Raw genomic sequence first — 18,503 nt, forward strand, 5'->3', positions numbered from 1 at the left:
AGTAATACTGTAACCACCTTAAATCTTTCAGCTAAAAAATCATGTCAAAGTCACTGCCTTTTTCTATCTACCTGCTGGCACTGGGTATATTCAGCCTTATCAGCTGCGAGCTGCAGGTGCTCGGAATGATGCCACAGTTGTCCGCCTCACTTTCCCTGTCGGTTTCCGAAGTGGGTTATCTGGTCTCCTTTTACGCCGGCGCCATGGCGCTGGCCGGCCCTGTGCTAACCCTCTGCCTATCTGGCCGGCCGCCGAAACAGGCCCTGCTCATTCTCTACAGTCTGTTTTTACTGGCCCAAGGGGTTGCGATTATGGCGCAGGACTATTGGCTGCTTGTGGTCACCCGGATCATCATAGGCGCAGCCGCAGGCGCTTTCTTTGGGATCACGGTCGGCCGAGTCGGCGAGCTGGTACCCGAAGCGCAAAAAATGCGCGCCATCGCAGTGCTCTTGGCCGGGATCATGCTCGGCACTATATTGGGCCTGCCTATGGCCAGCCTCAGTGCCGAGTATTTTGGTTGGCGCACTGGGTTCTTTCTGGTCTGGCTCTGCGGCTTAATGGCCGCACTGCTCAGTGTTCGCTTATTGCCTTCACTGCCTTCCCAGCCGCCACTGCCACTCAAGGAGGAACTCAAGGCTTTTGCCAGCGCCAGACTCTGGGCCATCTATGCCACCAGTTTCTGTATTATCGGTACCACTTATGCTGCGTTCAGCTATTTTGTCCCCATTCTGTCCGAGCTGGCGGGTTTCAGTAGTCAAACTATCACCCTGTTACTCTTTGGTTATGGCTTGAGTATGTTGCTGGGCAATCATTTGGTGTCCCGCTTCTGTGGCCGCAACGACTTAACACTCCAGGCGCTGGGATTGCTGCTGCAGGCGTTATTCCTGTTGCTGCTGGCCCAAGGCAGTGAGTACCCACTATTGGCAGCGGTGGCGGTATTGGGAATAGGTTTCAGCGGTGTCAGCATGAACCCCGCCATGGTGAGCCGTCTGATGCAGCTTCCCCATGGCAGCCGGGCACTGGTTAATACAGTGCATACTTCGGTTATCACCCTGGGTGTCATGGGAGGCAGTTTTATCAGCGGATATGCGCTCGCCCGGGGAGCCAACCTCTATGCCCCCATCTGGATTGCCATGCTGATTGCACTACTGGGATTACTGAGCCTGGGTCTGCCTCGGCTTCTGTCAGCAAGCTCCCGGGCAGAAGTCCCCTGCGCTGAGATAAAGTAAGCGCCATAAAAAACACCGGCGCACCTGAAGATGCGCCGGCGTTTTCGGGACAATCAGACTCAGGACTTATAGTTACCCTGAGCGTCAAACGGCCAGTCTATGCCGAGCCATGCCTTGAAGAAGGCTTTCTGGGCGCGGCTGACTCTTTCCTGGGGCTTAATTTGCAGCTTGCCGGATTGCTCTGAGGCCAGAGTCACACGCCGCTCTATGAGCTTATCGTCGTGGAACAGGGTCACAGTCAACTCATCACCCGCGTTAAAGTCGGCCAAACGTTTGGCGTAACCTTCGGCGCTGACTTTCAAGCCATTGATAGCCAGCAACTGATCGCCGGCGACTATGCCCGCCTGCCAAGCCGGACCACCGCGCTCAACACTTTGCAACACCAAAGAGCCGGAAATGAGTGTCATACCGGCAAAGGCCTGCTCCTTACTGTCTTGGCCGTAGGCGGTCTTAAGCCCTGCCTGACTCAGCAGTTTGTCAAAGTCCAGCACCAAGGGGGCATTGACATGGCTCTGCCACCAAGACTCATAGTCCTTGCCGGATAAGTTTTTCAAAATACGTTTCACATCCGTGACATTGTATCCCTTGGGGACCTTATGCTCACGATAGAGACTCCGGTGCACATCCCGGTAGGACACTTCTTTATCTGTGTCCTGCAGCAGTGAAAAGTCCAGTGCCAGCGAAGTCAGATAACCTTCGGAGTAGATGTTCACACTGTGGTTGATGGCGTAATCGCCGCCTGTGCTGACCCACTGACCGGCACTGGCCTCGGCCACCGACTGAATTTCCCGCCCCGGTTTATGTTGATTGGCATTGACCCGCTTGGCCAGGTCCTCCATAAACTCTTTCGGCGTCATGATCCCGGCACGCAGCAACAACTGGTTTTGAAAATAGCTGGTAGAGCCTTCCGCCATCCATAACAGCTCGGTCATATTCTCCTGCTGATAGTCGTAGGGCACCAGTCCCTCCGGGCGATAGGCCTTGACGTTCCAGGTATGAATAAACTCATGGGAAGCCGTGCTGATAAAACGCAGGTAATCCTGGCGCTCACGGAAATTGAATCTGGGCAGCTGGATAATGGTTGAGTTCAAATGCTCGGTAGCGCCGCGGGCCCCCGAGGTGGCGTGCACCATATAAACATAACGCTCGAAGGGATAGTCATCCCAAATGGCCGCCGCCGTACCGGATAATTTGCCGAGATCTGCCTTTATCTGCTCCAAATCATAGTTACCCTCACCCCAGACCACCAGCTCATATTGTTTGCCATCGGCCTTGAAGGCGCGGTGCTGACTGAGCCCGGTTTCAATTGGCGAGTCGACCAATACATCATAGTTGGCGGCCACAAACGAATGGGGCTTATCAGCTGCTGCCATTCCTGAGTAACTGCGCCAGTCGGCCGGCACATCCAGTGTTACCTTAAGCGGCTCTTGGCGAAACTCTGGGCTGTACATGAATACGCCGCTGGCATCCAGAAACGCATGGCTGGCATCAATATGCCTGACTCTTTGCCCCAACTCGTTGGCATAGAGTTGATAGCTGACGGTGACCGCTGTTGGCTTGGACAAAACCACTGTCCATTCACCGCTGGCACTGCGCTTCCAAGGCAGGCTGTTGCCCTGCTCGTCCGTGGCATGAAAGCGGCGAACCCCGTCCGCCAGCGGCAATACCCGATACTTGCCGGTACGCCAAACCGGCAGATTGACCTTGAGCTGTTGCCCTGAATGTTGCGGGAAAGTGACCTTGACCTGAGCCAGATGATGTTCCGGGCTTTTAAGATCTATCTGATAATCGACGTCAGCCCAGGCTGAAGATGCCATGCCCAGTGTTGTCAGTAGGGAAGAGTAAGATATGATTGACAAAACAGCGGATTTCACTCGTAATTCCTTCTTATGTCATTGTTGTTATAAAATCGGCCGAGTATAACAATTCGGGGCGGTCACCTCACCCGTTGCTAATAAAAGCTAACAATTAAGTCCCCGCAGAATGGGACAGAGGCAAATATATGTACTTTTTCAGGGTTATGTTCATCGCATCCATGCTGCTTGTGGGTCTGGCGCACGCCGACGAACTGGATGATATAGAGATAAGTTTCAGGGAGCAGCCCAGGCAGCTCCACAGCACTGTGGTCAGTTCTCTGCCCGAGTCGTTGCAATATCCTTCGCTTGAACAGTTTCAGTCCAGCGCATTGGAAGTGGGTTTTGCCCCGGATCAGCTGATGGACAAACTCATTCTGCTGGCTCGGCTGGATCTGGATGCCCAAGTGCTGGTTCCCGGGCGGCTGGAGCAGGCACAAGATATCATTGAGCAGTTGAAGATCATCGCCCGCAGCGACTATGAAAAAGCTGCCCTCTATAATCTTGAAGGCCGTTATCTCGGCCGGGTCGACCAACAGTATGAACAAACCGTCGCCCTCAACCAGCAGGCGCTCGAGCAGTTGGGCGATGCCCAGGACAAACGCAGCCAACTGCTCAGGTATGTCATCTACGAAGATCTGGGTACAGTTAACCTGATAGCCAAACAGGCTATTCCGTCTCTGAACGCCTACAACCTGCTCAGAGATACCGCCTACCGGCTGCGCAATGACTACCTGATAGCCAATGCCGAAGCGGCTTTGGGCAAGTATTACAATATCAACGGCCAGCGCACCAAGTCGCTGCAGCACTATACCGAGGCCTTCCGTTTGGCCAGCCGTTACAACCATCCCAATCAAAAGGCACTGCTGCAGCTTAACCTGGCCAAGCTGTACCGGGACATGGAACAGTGGGATGAAGCGCTGGAATACGCCCACGGCGCCGCCGACGCTTATAAAGCCATGGGTTCCGGCTCTTTCCTGTCCCATACCATGACGGTTATCGCCATGGTGTATGGCAACACAGGCGAGTGGAACAAGGCGATTGACTACTACCTCAATGCCCAGCAGATAGATGCCGAGCTGAAGAACTTCATCGCTCAGGGGCTTAACTTCCACAACCTGGGTGAGGCTTATTTCCATTTGAACGACTATCAGGTCGCGCTCGACTACCTGTTCCAGGCCAACGAAATATTCAAGGACAGAAAGAGCAACCACTACCTGGTTTATAACGAGATGCTGATAGCCGAGGTGGGCCAGGCCATGGAGGATTGGCCTTTGACCATGCAGCACGCCATAGAAGCCTTGCGACTGGCCAAGTTGCTGGAATTGCCGGATGAGCAGATAGAAGCCCTTGGCTACCAAACCGCGGCCTACAAGGCGCAGGGTAAGTTTCAGCAGGCACTGGCAAGCCAGGAGGAAAGCATCCAACTGCAACAGGCCATATTGGAAAAAGAGCAGCAAACCACCTCGGACGTTAATTCATCCGCCGTTACAGAGCAGAAGCTGAAACTGGAAGTGGGTCAACTCAGGCAAGATCAACTGCAAAGACAAGACGCGCTGCATACCCGTAATATTCTGCTGGCAATCAGCCTGGGGCTCTGCCTGCTGTTGCTGGCATTGGCGATGCAGCAGTATAGATTGCGCAAACAAATGGCGAAAAAGAACCAGGCTCAAAAGGCGAAAATGCAACTGGAGCCAATAAGCGGCCTACCTGGTTATCGCGCCTTGCTTGGCAGTATTTCAAGTAAAACCAAAGGCCTGGCGCTATTGTCTCTGGAGCAGGAATTCAACTCTGACTTCACCTTGGGCAACAGCCTGGCGGCGCCGAGACTGGTGCAGCAAGCCGAGGAGATTGCCACCCTCACCGGCGCCAAGGTATTCCTGCTCAGACCCGGCCTATTTGCCCTGACCCTTGCCGAAGACACTGGCCCGGCCAAACTTTACCACCCGCTCAGTGCCTGGCAATTCCAGGGGCAGATGCTCAAACCGGCGCTGGGTTATATTCCGTTGCCGCTCCTGGGTAACCCGGATATCAAGCTGTCGGTGGAAGTCCTGTTTGAAACGGCGCAATTGGCCCTTGCCGGTGCCATCAGCCTGAAAAACAGCCAAGGCAGTTATGTCGGTTTCAGTACTTTGGACTTCACCCCGGCCGCCATTTTCTCGGCCCCGCTCTATCTGCAATTGCAAAAGAGTATTATCCGCGGCCTGATAAGAGTGGAGACCAATGGTGAGAAAGATAAGATCTGCTGGCCGGAGTCACAACAGCAGTCCAGAGCCGAACCTGTGTCAATAATTTGATCTGAACGACAAAACTTTGTCACAACAACTGGATGGCAGATTTGCACTCCTGCCGGATTGCGATACCATTTAGAAATGTCTGGAACTGGAGTCGTGGGGTTTTCGAGCCACTCATGACCCGACTATAGATTCGATCGCGCATCGAAGGAAAATTACAGGAATGAAGGACTCAAACGCAACGGTGTCGCAACTAGGTGTACTCAAGCAGAAATTGCATTCCACCAAAGCCGCGTTGGATGAAATGAATGAGGACAGAAATGCCAAGCTGCAGGCATTGCTGCAGTTTATTGGTCACCTCAGTCTGGCCTGTAAGGGGCAAAACCTGGAGCTGGACAATAAACTGGCCAAGCTCAGACATAACCTGGGAACCTACGAGCGTATCGATGATGTGTTGCCGGATCTGGTCGAGGTAGAGCGTCTGCTCAAGGGGCAATACCATCATGTGATGGGCCAACTGGAAGAAGGCCGCTACAGCCTGAGCAAATTCAGCCGCCAACTGCAACGAGTCGACTCCATGCCTGAGCGCCTCAAAAAAGAGGTCAGCTATTTCAAGCAGGAGCTGGGCAAACCTTTCCATACCGTCTGGGATTATATTCCCAAGGTCGAGCAACTGGTGGGGTTTTACGAGCAACTGCTGGACAACCAGTTTGAATCTGAGTCCCCCATCGCGGTACTACCCAAGCACAGACAACTGGGTCACGAGCTGGCGCAGATGATTTCCAACATAGAGTTTCGCAAAGATCAGCGTGACCAGGTGTTGGTAATTAAGGAGCAGTTGGCCTCGGCCGAGATAGATATCGATGCCCTGCTGGAGGCCTATCAAACCATACTCTCGCTGCTTTTGGATAACATAGCCCGCGAAAAAACCGCCTCACAGGAGTTTCTGTTTGCCCTCAACGACGCCCTGAGCGCCGTGCGTGAAGTGGTCAGCGACTCTTATAACCAATCCCAGCGCAGCCATCAGCTCAAGAGCCAACTGAATCGTGAACTCAACGCCCAGGTAGACAATGTCGGCGAGTCATTGGTGGATATTGAGGATATTACCGAGCTCAAGCAGCAGATCAGCGAGCAACTGGCCGCCATTCGCGCCAGCCTGGCCCGCAAGGAAGCGCTGGAGCAAAGAGAGCAAGCCTTGCTGCGCAAGTCGATGGAAACCATGCGTAAAGAGCTGAGCGACCTCTCCAGTGAAGCCACCACCTATAAGGAAAGGTTGTTCGAGCAGCAGAAGCTCAATATGCTCGATACCCTCACCCAGCTGCCCAACCGCGCGGCCATGGAGGAGCGGATGGAGCAGGAATACCGCCACTTCCAGCGCAACAAACAGCCACTGTGGCTGGCGGTAGCCGACATAGATCACTTCAAGTCCATCAACGACAGCTTTGGCCATACCACAGGTGACAAGACACTGCAGGTTATCGCCATGGCGTTGAAGAACTCCCTGCGTGACACTGAGTTTGTTGCCCGTTATGGCGGTGAGGAGTTTGTTCTCATCATTCCGGATGTTTCACCCAAGGATATAGAACAACTATTGAACAGAGTGCGCGAAAAAATTAAAAATATTCCTTTTAAATTTAAAAATCAGCGTATTACAGTTACAGTATCCATAGGGGCCGCGCAGATATTGGATGGCGAACACATCCAGGAAACTTTCGAACGCGCCGATGCGGCCCTCTACAAAGCCAAACATGAAAGCCGTGACAGAGTCATTATAGATTGACAGCAATGACTCCTGTTTCAGCTCAAGGAGTCGTCATGATAGTCAGGATCAGTCCCCGCGGCAGTATGGATCAACTGTCGCAACTGGAGGCAGACCGCCTCAAACAGAGTGCCAAGAGTGACCTTTACCAACTCTACCGTAACTGCTCGTTAGCCGTATTGGCCTCGGGGCAGCAAACTGACAACGCCAAGGAACTGTTTGACCAATTCCATGACTTTGAAATCAACGTGCTGCGCCGTGAGCGTGGCATCAAGCTGGAGCTGGTCAACCCGCCGGCCAGCGCCTTTGTCGATGAGCAGATCATAGTCGGCATTCAGGAGCACCTGTTTGCCGTGCTCAGGGACATCATCTATGTCAGCAACAAGTACGATGGCCTGAAACACATCAACCTCACCAACGCCAGCCATATCACCAACGTGGTGTTCGACATTCTGAGAAACGCCAGAGCCATTACCCCGATGCAGGATCCCAATGTGGTAGTCTGCTGGGGCGGCCACTCGATAAACGACACCGAGTACAAATACACCAAAGAGGTGGGCTACCAGTTGGGGCTGAGAATGCTGGATATCTGTACCGGCTGCGGTCCGGGAGCCATGAAAGGGCCAATGAAGGGAGCCGCAATCGGCCACGCCAAGCAGCGCATTCATAACGCCCGTTACATAGGCCTGACCGAGCCAAGCATTATCGCCGCCGAGCCGCCCAACCAGATAGTCAATGAACTGGTGATTCTGCCGGACATCGAAAAACGCCTGGAGGCCTTTGTGCGCCTGGGGCACGGTATCGTCATCTTCCCCGGCGGCGCCGGCACCGCTGAAGAGCTGCTCTACCTGCTTGGCATTTTGCTCAACCGCGAAAATGCCGATATTCCTTTCCCGCTGGTGCTCTCCGGCCCCAAGGAAAGCGAAGCCTACTTCCGCGAAATCGATGCCTTTATCGGCGCGACGCTGGGCGAGCAGGCGCAGCAGAAATACCAAATCATCATAGACGACGCCCCCCAGGTGGCGCGCATCATGCGTGCCGGTATGGAAGAGGTTAAACGTCACCGCAAGCAAACCGGTGATGCCTACCAATACCAATGGAGCCTCAAGATAGAGCCTGAATTCCAGCTGCCCTTTGTGCCCACCCATGAAGTGATGGAAAACCTTAACCTGCACTTCCAGAGCAATAAGGCTGAGCTGGCGGCCAACTTGCGCAAGGCGTTTTCCGGCATAGTGGCGGGCAACGTCAAGGCGGAAACCATGAAAAACATCGAGCGTCATGGTCCATTCAAGCTCAAGGGCGATCCCGAGCTGATGGCCTTGATGGATAAACTGTTGGGCGCCTTTGTCAGCCAACAAAGAATGAAGTTACCGGGCACCGCCTATGTGCCCTGTTATCAAATAATGAAATGAACCGACTGCTGATTATTGATGGTATGAATCTGGTGCGCCGCCTGCATGCGGCGCAGCCGGATGAAGCCGACATGCAAGGGCTGACCGAGCGCAGCCGCAATGCCTGCCAGAAGCTTATTCGCCAGCACTGCCCCACCCATGTGGCTATTGTCTGGGACGGTGATGAAGAGTCCTGGCGCAAACGCCTGTATCCGGATTACAAGAAAGGCCGTAAGCCCATGCCCCAGGCATTGGCCGATGGCCTGCCGGCGCTGAAACAGGCACTGGCAGAAGCGGGGATTGGCTCCATCAATGCGCTATCGGAAGCCGATGATGTTATCGCCACCCTGGCAAGCAAGTTGTGCCTACGCGGTGGCGAGGCGATTATCGTCTCCACCGACAAGGGCTTTTGCCAGCTGAGATTACCGCGTTTGCTGCTGTGGGATCACTTCAATGGCGCCGCCATGGATATTGCCGCACTGGAGCAAAAACTCGGCATAGAACAGAGCCAGCTGCTGGACTTTATGGCCCTCAGCGGCGACAGCGGTAACAAGATCCCCGGCATCCAGGGAATAGGTCCCAAGACGGCCGGTGAACTGCTCAGAAGCTTTCGCACCCTGGCCAATGTCTACAATGCACTCGATACTCTGGGCGCAAAGCAAGCCAAAAAGCTAACCGAAGGCAAGGAGATGGCGCGCCTCAGCTATCGATTGGCAAAACTGCGCACAGATCTCGAACTCAATATTCGCTTAAGCCAGTATAGAGTCAAAGAAAGCTAAGGCTCCAAGAGCTCAACTTAAGCAAAAAATGGAAAACCAGCATGAAAGGTAAGGCCCCTGTGATTATCGGCAGTATCTTTGTCGCCTATCTGCTCTTTATTGCCGTGGTCATCCTCTTCTATGAGCCCAAGCCGGAAGAGATGAGCAGGGAAGACAGGCAAGCCTATAACCAGTCTAAAGTCACTGAGTTACTGCTGGGGCAAACGCTGGAACAAACCATTGAAACCCTGGGTAGAGCCGATTTCAGCGAAGCCATGCAAACCCATGGCCAGTCGCTGCAGGTGCTCTTCTACCGCACCCATCATGTAAAATCCGACGGCAAGACCACCAAAGACGAATGTACCCCTCTGCTGTTTGCCGATGGCCGGCTCCAGGCCTGGGGGGAAGACACTTATCAGCAGTATCTGCAGCAACATATGCAGCCCCAGCAGACAACACCCAAACAGACACAGGAATAGCGAAACGGGCTCACATATTTAAGCGCCTAAAGCCTTGGTAGCCTTATCGGCTGCTCGTTATTTTTAAAATCTTTTCCAACTGACCTGCTCATTCCCGGCAAAGCAGTTTAAAGGAGTAAACAAGTATGAATGACTACCTGATTTTCCACCGCCGCCAATTCTATCTGGAGCGGAACTGGCTGATAAAAGCCAACACGCCCCAACGCCCGGAGGAATATGGGCCGGATCTGGTGGTGGATTTTGCCCAGTGCCCTCGTCTGTTCTTCGCTGAACCTTTCGCCGACATACTCTCGTCAATGGAGCCTTTCGGGGTTGAGCGTATTAAAAACCCCTACAAGCCGGATGAAGATATGTATGCCGAGATAGACATAGGCACAGTAGACGAACTGGATTTCATTGATGAAGTGCTCTATGCCTATTTTCATGTTTTCAATCGCTATGATGTGCTCGATATCGACCACACCATCTGGAACTCTGAATCGCCCGCCATCGACGCGATACGAACCCCGGTGCTGGATCCGGCCAAATTGGCAGCCATTCCGCTTGAGCAGCGATTATTGTTCAAACTTGACCAAGACCCCTCCTTCCTGCTGGTACACAACAGCGTAATGGACAAGCTGACCGCGGCCAATTTGAAAGATGTCTGGGTGCGCTGGAGCGAATAACGCCAAGGAAGAAACCGGGGGACATGATTCATATCAACAACGAGTATTTTGTCCTGTATTGTGGCAGCGGTGATATGCCATCCCCCTTATACCGTCTGCAGTAGAGAGCATTATCTTATTTACCGGGGTCCTACCTCGTCGCGCGAGCCCATCTATGCCGAATCGCCGGCAGATGAGGAGGAAAATATTCCCCTGATTGACGCCATGGAGCTGGACGGTATGCCTATGGTAACGAATGCCATAAAACGAGAGCTCGACTATCTGGACATCTACCGGCTGCAGCTGTTGCCTGTCTGCTACTGCCCTGCCGATGAGAGCTAACACCTCTATTGAGCCGTAATGCTCAACAACAGCCTCGCAGTCTATGACTTTGACAACAGCCAATCTATCCGCCAGCAAGCGGACGACTCGGTTTCCGCCATCAATATTCGCCTGGACGCCGACAAACTGCTGGCCATTCCTTTTGCCAAACGACGGATGTTCGAAGTCAAAGGCATGAGATCTATCTACATAGTGCATGAGTCCGTGGCTGAGAGACTCATAGCACTCAATGCCAACGGGTTACATATGGTGCCGCTGCTGGAATGGGACATGGGCTTTGGCTTCACCATCTAAACCAGCTATTCAGTGACCTTTGCCCGGCCTGGCAGCCGGACAACAATCGCGCACAGACAAAACATATTACAAACATACTGTTTACATTGGAGCTGTCGCGAGTATCTTATATCACTCAATACAGAGTGAGCCGTCTTGCTCTGGAGTGAACCCAGGTTGAGCAATAAAACGGAATAACAGCATGAAAAGTAAGGCACCCGTAGTTATCGGCAGTATCTTTATCGCCTATCTGGCCTTTGTTGCCGTGGTCATCCTCTTCTACGAGCCCAAACCGGAAGACATGAGCTGGGAAGACAGGCAAGCCTATAACCAGTCTATGGTTTCCGAGCTGCAACTGGGGCAAACACTGGCAGAAGTCACCCAAACCCTGGGCAAAGCCGACTTCAGCGAAGCCAAGCAAACCCATGGTCATTCGCTGCAGGTCCTCTTTTACCGCACCCATCACAGTAAATCAGACGGTAAGACCACCAAAGATGAATGCACCCCACTGCTATTCGAAGATGGGCAACTGCTGGCCTGGGGCGAAGACACTTACCAGCAATATCTGCAGCAACATTCGCCGCAGCAAGTGCTATCCAAGGAGCCCGCTCAACCCGAATAACGGCAGAAAGCCCGCAGTTTAAGGAAAGGAAAACCAAGGGTAGAATCAACCTGTTCTAGCTCCCCTTCTGCCCAGCAAAAAATGTTCAAATTCATAATTCATTCCCAAAGAGTTTGCCACCTTGCGTACGCCGCACCTTTTTATCCGGGATTGATGATTATTCAGGCAATAGCTACGAACACAGTCGAGACTGGGTTGAATCGCATCGATTGAAACTGGCAGTAGCATTCGCCATTGTTCTGTGCCCCTTTGCGGTCATGTCCACTCACTGCATTTGGTGCTCAAGGTTAACCACTGAATGGGCACTGGAGCAGGTTGTACAGCGCTGTACGCCGACTTTACAGCACTCCCCTGCTATCCCGGCATTTTCTCCGCTGTGAAACACTTTCTGATATTGAATATCTCAGTTTTCAGCAACCTACAGTTAATATTGGATGTCTTTGTTTCTTGTTTTAGTTAATATTGGGTGTCTTTTGCTTCTTTTTTCTTTCGAGCCAGCACGAAAAGACGAATTACCCAATTCCAGCAGAATTATGCGTGTCAACCTTCTGTCGGTGAACATTTACCAAAGAAAGGGCTGTTTAAGTCAAGACTGTGGCCCCGATAAGAGCATTGATCAAGATGCTGGTCAGGCAAAAGAGACTTTTGTAAGCAGCAAATGTTTATGATTGATGAAATTTTGAGGACAAAATGATGGAAGTTGCATATATTACCGAAGATTTTAATGAAGGAGACTCTTTCTTTGAGTACGATGATAAAAGATCTTTCTTTTATAACAAGGATAATGACTTTAACCCTACGTCTATTTCAGAGCCTATAGTTTGGAAAGATAACGACCTGGATCATATTGATGCTTTAGACTTAATAAAACTAGGTTGCTTTAATGTTACCAAGGAAATTGCTCATGTTATAATGAGCTTTGACCCGTATGGCATAGCTTTTTACCCCGCCAAACTCGCTTGTGCCGGCCAGGATACATCTAGCGGGCGTTACTTAATAGCTGTAAACAATATTGTTGATGTAGTTGACGAAAACAAAAGCAAAAACGTTTCCAAGGCAATGACTCAGCATTATCTTTCCGAAGATAAAATAAAATCGCTTCCACCATGTAGACAACACGTATTCAAGCCCAAAGGAATGAGTAAAGTTTTCTTTTCAAAAGAAATATTTGATGCACTTCACAACATATATGAAGAAGGTAAAATCAAGACCAGTTTAATTGCTTACACATTTGACACATCTGAAGAGTGCCCAAATATTTAACAACATTGGGTATCTTTTTTCTTTAGCTGTATCTGTTTTGAGAAAATTGAGCAAGATAAGAATGTCGCGCGCAGTGCTAAATTCTGGTGAATCTTGGCTAAATAGATATAAAGCAAGAGAAAGGATATCTGTGCAGTTGAATAAAATGGAGATTCATTAGTCAAATGATAGCCAGATTTACCTTTCTGGCGATGAAGTTTCAGGCAACATGTTTGGTCTTTTGGGAGTTGCTATCGATAAAATTTGACAATGTAATTTCCGAGCAAGTAAAACGCCGTTCTACAAACAATAAAAACCTTAATTACTGCAGACAATAATGAGGAAGCATCAGTCGGTACACAAGGCGGGCTCGCTTTTGCCCAACAACGACTACCAAAGACAACACTTAACATCCCAAGTCTGCTTGAGTACGCATCGCCCTACCCTATAAACAGAAAAAAGAGGCGACCAATTGGGCCGCCTCTGTGAGTTATTTGGGCAGAAAGGGAGTTCAGTCTTCCGCCTTGGGCTCGCGATAGGCTTCGCCCTTTTCAAGCCACTCGGGGGCCTTGGCTCCCTTGAGGTAATGATCGAACCAGTCTTTCATCCGTACACTGTAATCCAGCTTGTTGGGATACTTCTTCAGATGGTGCGGCTCGTCCTGATACTGCAGCAAAACCACATCTTTTCCGGCGCGGCGCATTGCCAGGTACAGTTCAACCCCTTGCTCCCAAGGCACGGCATCATCTTTATCACCGAACATGATCATCATCGGCGTTTGAATGCGGTCGACATAGAACACGGGGGAGTTTTCTATGTATTTCTGCGGCGCGCGCATCAGGCTTTCACCGATACGGCTCTGGCCGGTTTCATACTGGAACTGACGGGCAAGGCCGGTGCCGTGACGTATGCCGCTGTAGGCACTGGTCATATTGCTTACCGGGGCACCGCTGACTGCGGCCTTGAAGATATTGGTCTGGGTCACGGCAAAGGCTGTCTGGTAACCGCCCCATGAGTGGCCCTGAATACCCACGGCATCCGGATCGGCAATCCCCATGTCGATAAGCTTCTGCACTCCGGCGGTCAACGCCTTGACCGAGCTGATACCGGGATAGCCGACTTCAAAGCGGATATCCGGCAGGAAGATGGCGTAATCATCGGCGGCATACCAGGCAAAGTTGGGCCTGTGATTGATTTTCATGTCCGGGAAGGCGTGCAGGCGATCGCTCATAAAGCGGTAGAAATATACCAATACAGGATAACGCTTGCCACTTTGATAGTTGGCAGGCTTGATTAACACACCGTCCATTTCACGGCCATCACCGTCGCGCCAGTGCACCAGCTCTGACTTGCCCCAGGGCAGTTTGCGGCGCTGGGCATCAAAGTCGGTTTGTTTGACCGCCTTGGCCGGCTCAAGCAAAGCCGAGCTGTAGAGATCCGGATAGCTGTCGTAACGCTCCTGACTGAACAGCAAGGTATCACCCTTGTCGGCTCTGGCCAGCACAGACAGCTTGTTGTCTTTGGCAAGCAGCGGCGTCAGTTGAGCCCGGCCGATAACCGCACGGTAAAAACCGTCGGCCTTGGTCTTGTGGCTATAGCCCTGCAGCAACACAGCCTGGTTGCGCGCCACTGTGGCCGGATAAGCCTTGTCTGGCTGGGCCAGAGCTTCAATACGCAGACTTTGCTGCTGCTTGCGGCCCTCGCCGCCTGTCAGCATAAAGCCATCGTGGGAGCGGGTATCAAATTGCCAGATATCGTATTTGTCGTACACCAGCAGGCCTGAGTCATCCTCGAGCCAGGGGCCGAAGCCATAGCCGGGCGCCGCAGATGGATAATCATGATCTTCATCGGCGAAGCTGACCTTGAGCTTGCTGCTGAGGTTATGTTTTCGGCCGCTGGCCACATCATAGAGATAGATGCCGCCCTGCTGATAAAAGGCCAGGTATTTACCTGCCGGTGACAGGGTTGGCGCACTGCCGCTTGGCTGTTGGGTCAATACCCGGGTCTTGTGACCTGTATTGATATCCACCAGGTAAAAATCCCGATAGAAACCGGCCCAGGTGATCATCTTGCGATAGGGAATATCCGAGCTCCCCAGCAGCACCCGCTTGTGTTCGCTCAGCTCAATGTCCGGCACCTTGCGGTCGGCCAGTTGCACCAGGTTGCGCGAACCAAGATGCAGCACAGCCAGATAAGTGCGGCTCTGCTCTTTTTCATACTGTTTGACTTCGTTGGGCTTGATCAGCGGATCATCGCCGTGCCACAGGCGTAGATCCCGCTGGGCACTGACCAGCGCGGTGTCGTACAGGTCGCTGCTCTGCTCCACCTTGGGAATTTGCAGCTGCTTGCTTATCTCGGGCACCCGACCGAAGAACAGCCGCTCACCGTCGGCCGAAAAGCTCAGCTTGGCATGACGATTAATGAGCCAGCCCTTGCTGTCGCCCTTGCTCGGCAGAATCTGGCTCAGTTTACCCGACTCTCTGTCGTAGAGAGACAAGGCATAGGGGCGCTCATTCGCATCCAGCGCCGCATCTCCTCGGGTATAGGCAAGATAGCGGCCGTCACGGCTCAGCGCCAAGGCGCCAAACTGCTTGTCGGCTTGGCTGCTGACCGATTTGAGTTCAAAGCTCCGGGTATCAAGCACAGAGATGCTGTGGCTATTACTTGCACTGTCATTTTGCGCCAGTGCCAGCACGCTGCCGTTATAAGCCAGTTGCCAGGCGGTCACATGCTCGAAACGCTGTGACTTGCCGCTTGCCAGCGACAACAGCTCGAAACTGCTGCCGGCATCCAGTTTCGGCGTTTTGGCTGCTGGAGCCTCGGGGGCGGATGCTTGATTGGCTGCTTTGGCTGAGGCCTCTTTGGCATCAATGCCGTTTGTCTCTGCGCTCTCTTTGCTTTCTTCATCGGCCTCATACCAGATAGCCAGCAAAGTACCATCTTCGCTGAAGGCATAAGACTTGACCCGCTCAAAGCGGCGCTGCTCACCTGTGGTGTTATCCAGCAGCAACAGGCCTTTTTTCAGCTTCTTGCGCGCCTTGGGAGCAAGCTTTTCCGATTCCAGCAGCGAAGGCGCCAGAGTAAAGGCAGTGTAACGGCCATCGGCTGACAGCTGCGGCTTGGAGCCACCGGCGACATCATAAACCTTGGTATTGGCCAGTGACTTGACCACACCACGGCTGTCGCCGCGATCCGGCGCAACACTATAGGCCAGCACCTTGCCTTGTGGGTCGAGAACCTGATCGGTAATCGACTCAAACTGCATTATATCCTTGAGGGTCAGTGAGGGGCTGCTCTGGGCATTGACAGTGGTCGCGAAACCGGCTGACAGCAACAGCAGCGATGCTAAGGGCGTTAACTTCAAGATCGTCCTCTTTTTCATTGTTGTTAGACTAAAGTAGACTTTTTATTTTGTTGGCGTTCCATCATGGTCAGACGCCGACTTTTTAGCAAGTCAGCCTACAGAAAAAAGCGTGAGATTGCTCACTATTTCCTGTGAAAATGCGTTGAATGTGTATAGAATAGCGGCGATCTAAATCACAAAATTCTCAGTCGAAAACCGTGTCACTGACATGGTCTGATAAATAGCAGTAACGACCAACCGTGGAAGGACCTCTCCATGTCAAAAAGAACTATTACCGTGATCCCTGGTGACGGGATCGGCCCCAGCATTATCGACTCAGCTCTGAAAATTCTCGATAAGGCGGGGTGCGACTTTGAATATGAATTTGCCGATGCCGGTCTGACTGCTCTGGAAAAACACGGTGAGCTCCTGCCTCAGCGCACGCTGGATCTCATCGAGAAGAACCGTATCACCCTCAAAGGCCCATTGACAACGCCTGTTGGCGAAGGCTTCACCTCCATCAACGTAACCCTGCGTAAGAAGTTCAGCCTGTACGCCAACGTGCGTCCTGTGCTTTCTTTCAAGGGCACCCAAGCCAGATATGAGAACATAGACATCATCACAGTACGTGAAAACACTGAAGGTATGTACTCAGGCCTGGGACAAAAGTTGTCTGAAGACGGTGCCATTGCCGAAGCCACCAGTATCATTACCCGTCAGGGTGCCGAGCAGATTGCTACCTTCGCCTATGAACTGGCTCGCAAGGAAGGTCGCAAGAAGGTGACCATAGTCCACAAGGCCAACATCATGAAGTCGACTTCAGGCCTGTTCCTGAAAGTGGCCCGTGAAGTCAGCCAGCGTTATCCGGATATTACTACCGAAGAGATGATTGTTGACGCCACTTGCATGAAGCTGGTGATGAACCCGGAAAACTTCGACGTGATAGTCACCACCAACCTGTTCGGTGACATTCTGTCTGATCTCTGCGCCGGTCTGGTGGGTGGTCTGGGTATGGCCCCGGGCGCCAACATCGGCAGCAACGCCGCTATCTTTGAAGCGGTTCACGGCAGTGCCCCGGATATTGCCGGCAAAAACCTGGCGAACCCAACTTCAGTGATCCTGGCATCTATCCAGATGTTGGAATACTTGGGTATGTCAGATAAAGCCGCCGCCATTCGCGCCGCCGTTTCTGCGGTTATCGAAGAAGGCGACCGCACTACCCGCGATCTCGGTGGTACCCATGGCACCACAGATTTCACCCAAGCGGTGCTGGATAGACTCTGATCTAATATCAACCCAGTAAGTTGCTAAAAAGGATGACCCAAGGTCATCCTTTTTTATGCCTGTGTTGGCAGGCAATGGGAGACGTCCGCCGCCGGAGGCCCAACCAATGTTTTTGGCTATTTTGAGCTGAAAGCTATGTTAGCCGCTGTGCCAGCGGCGGCTCCGAAGGGGGAATTGGTGCAATTTTGTTAGCGCTGAGTAGCTTGAAACATCTGTAATGCAAACACCCGGCATTAGCTGGGGGAAGTCACTTTAGGTTTCAAACCCAGTCAATTGTGCTTCAAAAACAACCAAAATCAGGGTTTTGTTGCCTTTGTCAAAACTTGACCTTTGGCTAATTGTTTTCAAATTCAGTACTGGGTATTGTATAACAAATTCAAACGCTTAGCTTTAGCACTTTCTTAAGCTTAAGGCCAGAAGCAGCAACACTCTTCCAATTTCAGCGGAATGCAGGGACGAACAGAGTTTGGACCCGTGCGGTAGCCATGGCTTTACTCAAAGTTTTTTATAGGGTCTGGGTTGTAAGGTCCTTGGTTGTACGGCTTGAAGCGCTTATGACAAGCACCTCAGAACTGATTTTTTATACAGTATTATTGACGTTCTGGACAAAATGCCGGGAATTTGCAGCTAAGCTTGCGCGTTATTTTCGTAATATTGCAGGAAATACTGTTAAATTCATAATGTTAAAAAATACAGCTGGTAGATAATAGGTTTAGAAACCGCGCATGCGCGTTTAGCTGCAAGGGATATTAGGACTAAATGGTATTATATCCAGCAAATACAAACAGATAGCGATGCGCGTTTACACTCCTCCGAGGACTAAAACGCGCATGCGGGAGAGAATATGGACACCCTGCGTTAATGGCGCGGTAGTTAGCCACCGACTATGCTTTGTTTAAGCATTTAACAAGGAGGTTATTATGCCGCGCCCTCGCCGAACTCAAATCAGCCTTGAAGATACACCTTACTACCACTGTTGCAGCCGCGTGGTACGGCGAGCTTTCTTGTGTGGTGAAGAGAGAATATGGACACCCTGCGTTAATGGCGCGG

14 protein-coding genes are annotated in these 18,503 nt (G+C 51.9%); 12 read left to right on the plus strand and 2 right to left on the minus strand.

What is annotated here, in order from left to right; all coding sequences use genetic code 11:
- Positions 1-41: 41 nt before the first annotated feature.
- Positions 42-1,229: an MFS transporter gene (locus ACF8D4_RS22195; RefSeq protein WP_392466257.1), complete on the plus strand. Its 1,188-nt coding sequence runs from the start codon at positions 42-44 to the stop codon at positions 1,227-1,229.
- A 59-nt stretch (positions 1,230-1,288) separates the two neighbouring features.
- On the opposite strand, the gene ACF8D4_RS22200 is transcribed toward ACF8D4_RS22195, so the two are convergent.
- On the minus strand, positions 1,289-3,103 hold the full coding sequence (locus ACF8D4_RS22200; RefSeq protein WP_392466254.1) for a M61 family metallopeptidase: 1,815 nt from the start codon (positions 3,101-3,103) through the stop codon (positions 1,289-1,291).
- 128 nt (positions 3,104-3,231) lie between these two features.
- On the opposite strand from ACF8D4_RS22200, the gene ACF8D4_RS22205 reads away from it, so the two are divergent.
- From ACF8D4_RS22205 to ACF8D4_RS22250, 10 genes are all read left to right on the plus strand, one after another.
- Positions 3,232-5,379: a lipopolysaccharide assembly protein LapB gene (locus ACF8D4_RS22205; protein ID WP_071239251.1), complete on the plus strand. Its 2,148-nt coding sequence runs from the start codon at positions 3,232-3,234 to the stop codon at positions 5,377-5,379.
- Positions 5,380-5,539: 160 nt separating this feature from the next.
- The gene (locus ACF8D4_RS22210; RefSeq protein ID WP_144132965.1) at positions 5,540-7,096 is read left to right on the plus strand and encodes a diguanylate cyclase; all 1,557 of its coding nucleotides are present in this window, start codon (positions 5,540-5,542) and stop codon (positions 7,094-7,096) included.
- 35 nt (positions 7,097-7,131) lie between these two features.
- Positions 7,132-8,487, plus strand: a complete 1,356-nt coding sequence (gene ppnN, locus ACF8D4_RS22215) for a nucleotide 5'-monophosphate nucleosidase PpnN (protein WP_025011997.1) — start codon at positions 7,132-7,134, stop codon at positions 8,485-8,487.
- Positions 8,484-9,245, plus strand: coding sequence for a flap endonuclease Xni (xni, locus tag ACF8D4_RS22220; RefSeq protein ID WP_392466250.1), 762 nt, complete (start codon positions 8,484-8,486; stop codon positions 9,243-9,245). Before ppnN ends, xni begins: the two co-directional genes overlap by 4 nt.
- Before the next feature lie 41 nt (positions 9,246-9,286).
- Positions 9,287-9,703: a DUF3192 domain-containing protein gene (locus ACF8D4_RS22225; protein ID WP_392466247.1), complete on the plus strand. Its 417-nt coding sequence runs from the start codon at positions 9,287-9,289 to the stop codon at positions 9,701-9,703.
- A 125-nt stretch (positions 9,704-9,828) separates the two neighbouring features.
- Positions 9,829-10,368 carry a hypothetical protein gene (locus tag ACF8D4_RS22230; RefSeq protein ID WP_392466245.1) on the plus strand — a complete coding sequence of 180 codons (540 nt, stop codon included), beginning with the start codon at positions 9,829-9,831 and terminating at the stop codon, positions 10,366-10,368.
- Positions 10,369-10,416: 48 nt separating this feature from the next.
- Positions 10,417-10,689, plus strand: coding sequence for a hypothetical protein (locus ACF8D4_RS22235; RefSeq protein WP_392466243.1), 273 nt, complete (start codon positions 10,417-10,419; stop codon positions 10,687-10,689).
- Between the two features lie 18 nt (positions 10,690-10,707).
- Positions 10,708-10,983, plus strand: coding sequence for a hypothetical protein (locus ACF8D4_RS22240; protein WP_208169884.1), 276 nt, complete (start codon positions 10,708-10,710; stop codon positions 10,981-10,983).
- A 181-nt stretch (positions 10,984-11,164) separates the two neighbouring features.
- Positions 11,165-11,584: a DUF3192 domain-containing protein gene (locus ACF8D4_RS22245; RefSeq protein WP_345841378.1), complete on the plus strand. Its 420-nt coding sequence runs from the start codon at positions 11,165-11,167 to the stop codon at positions 11,582-11,584.
- Between the two features lie 690 nt (positions 11,585-12,274).
- Positions 12,275-12,847, plus strand: coding sequence for an imm11 family protein (locus tag ACF8D4_RS22250; protein WP_345857971.1), 573 nt, complete (start codon positions 12,275-12,277; stop codon positions 12,845-12,847).
- A 490-nt stretch (positions 12,848-13,337) separates the two neighbouring features.
- Here the strand turns inward: ACF8D4_RS22250 and ACF8D4_RS22255 are convergent, their stop codons facing one another.
- The gene (locus tag ACF8D4_RS22255; protein WP_215794698.1) at positions 13,338-16,190 is read right to left on the minus strand and encodes a prolyl oligopeptidase family serine peptidase; all 2,853 of its coding nucleotides are present in this window, start codon (positions 16,188-16,190) and stop codon (positions 13,338-13,340) included.
- A 255-nt stretch (positions 16,191-16,445) separates the two neighbouring features.
- Between ACF8D4_RS22255 and ACF8D4_RS22260 the strand changes: the two genes are divergently transcribed.
- Positions 16,446-17,453 (plus strand): isocitrate dehydrogenase, encoded by a 1,008-nt coding sequence (locus ACF8D4_RS22260; RefSeq protein ID WP_025011991.1) that lies wholly within the window; start codon positions 16,446-16,448, stop codon positions 17,451-17,453.
- The last annotated feature ends 1,050 nt before the right edge of the window (positions 17,454-18,503 follow it).

The sequence above is a fragment of the Shewanella sp. YQ_9 genome, assembly GCF_043103185.1.
Lineage (GTDB): Bacteria > Pseudomonadota > Gammaproteobacteria > Enterobacterales > Shewanellaceae > Shewanella > Shewanella algae.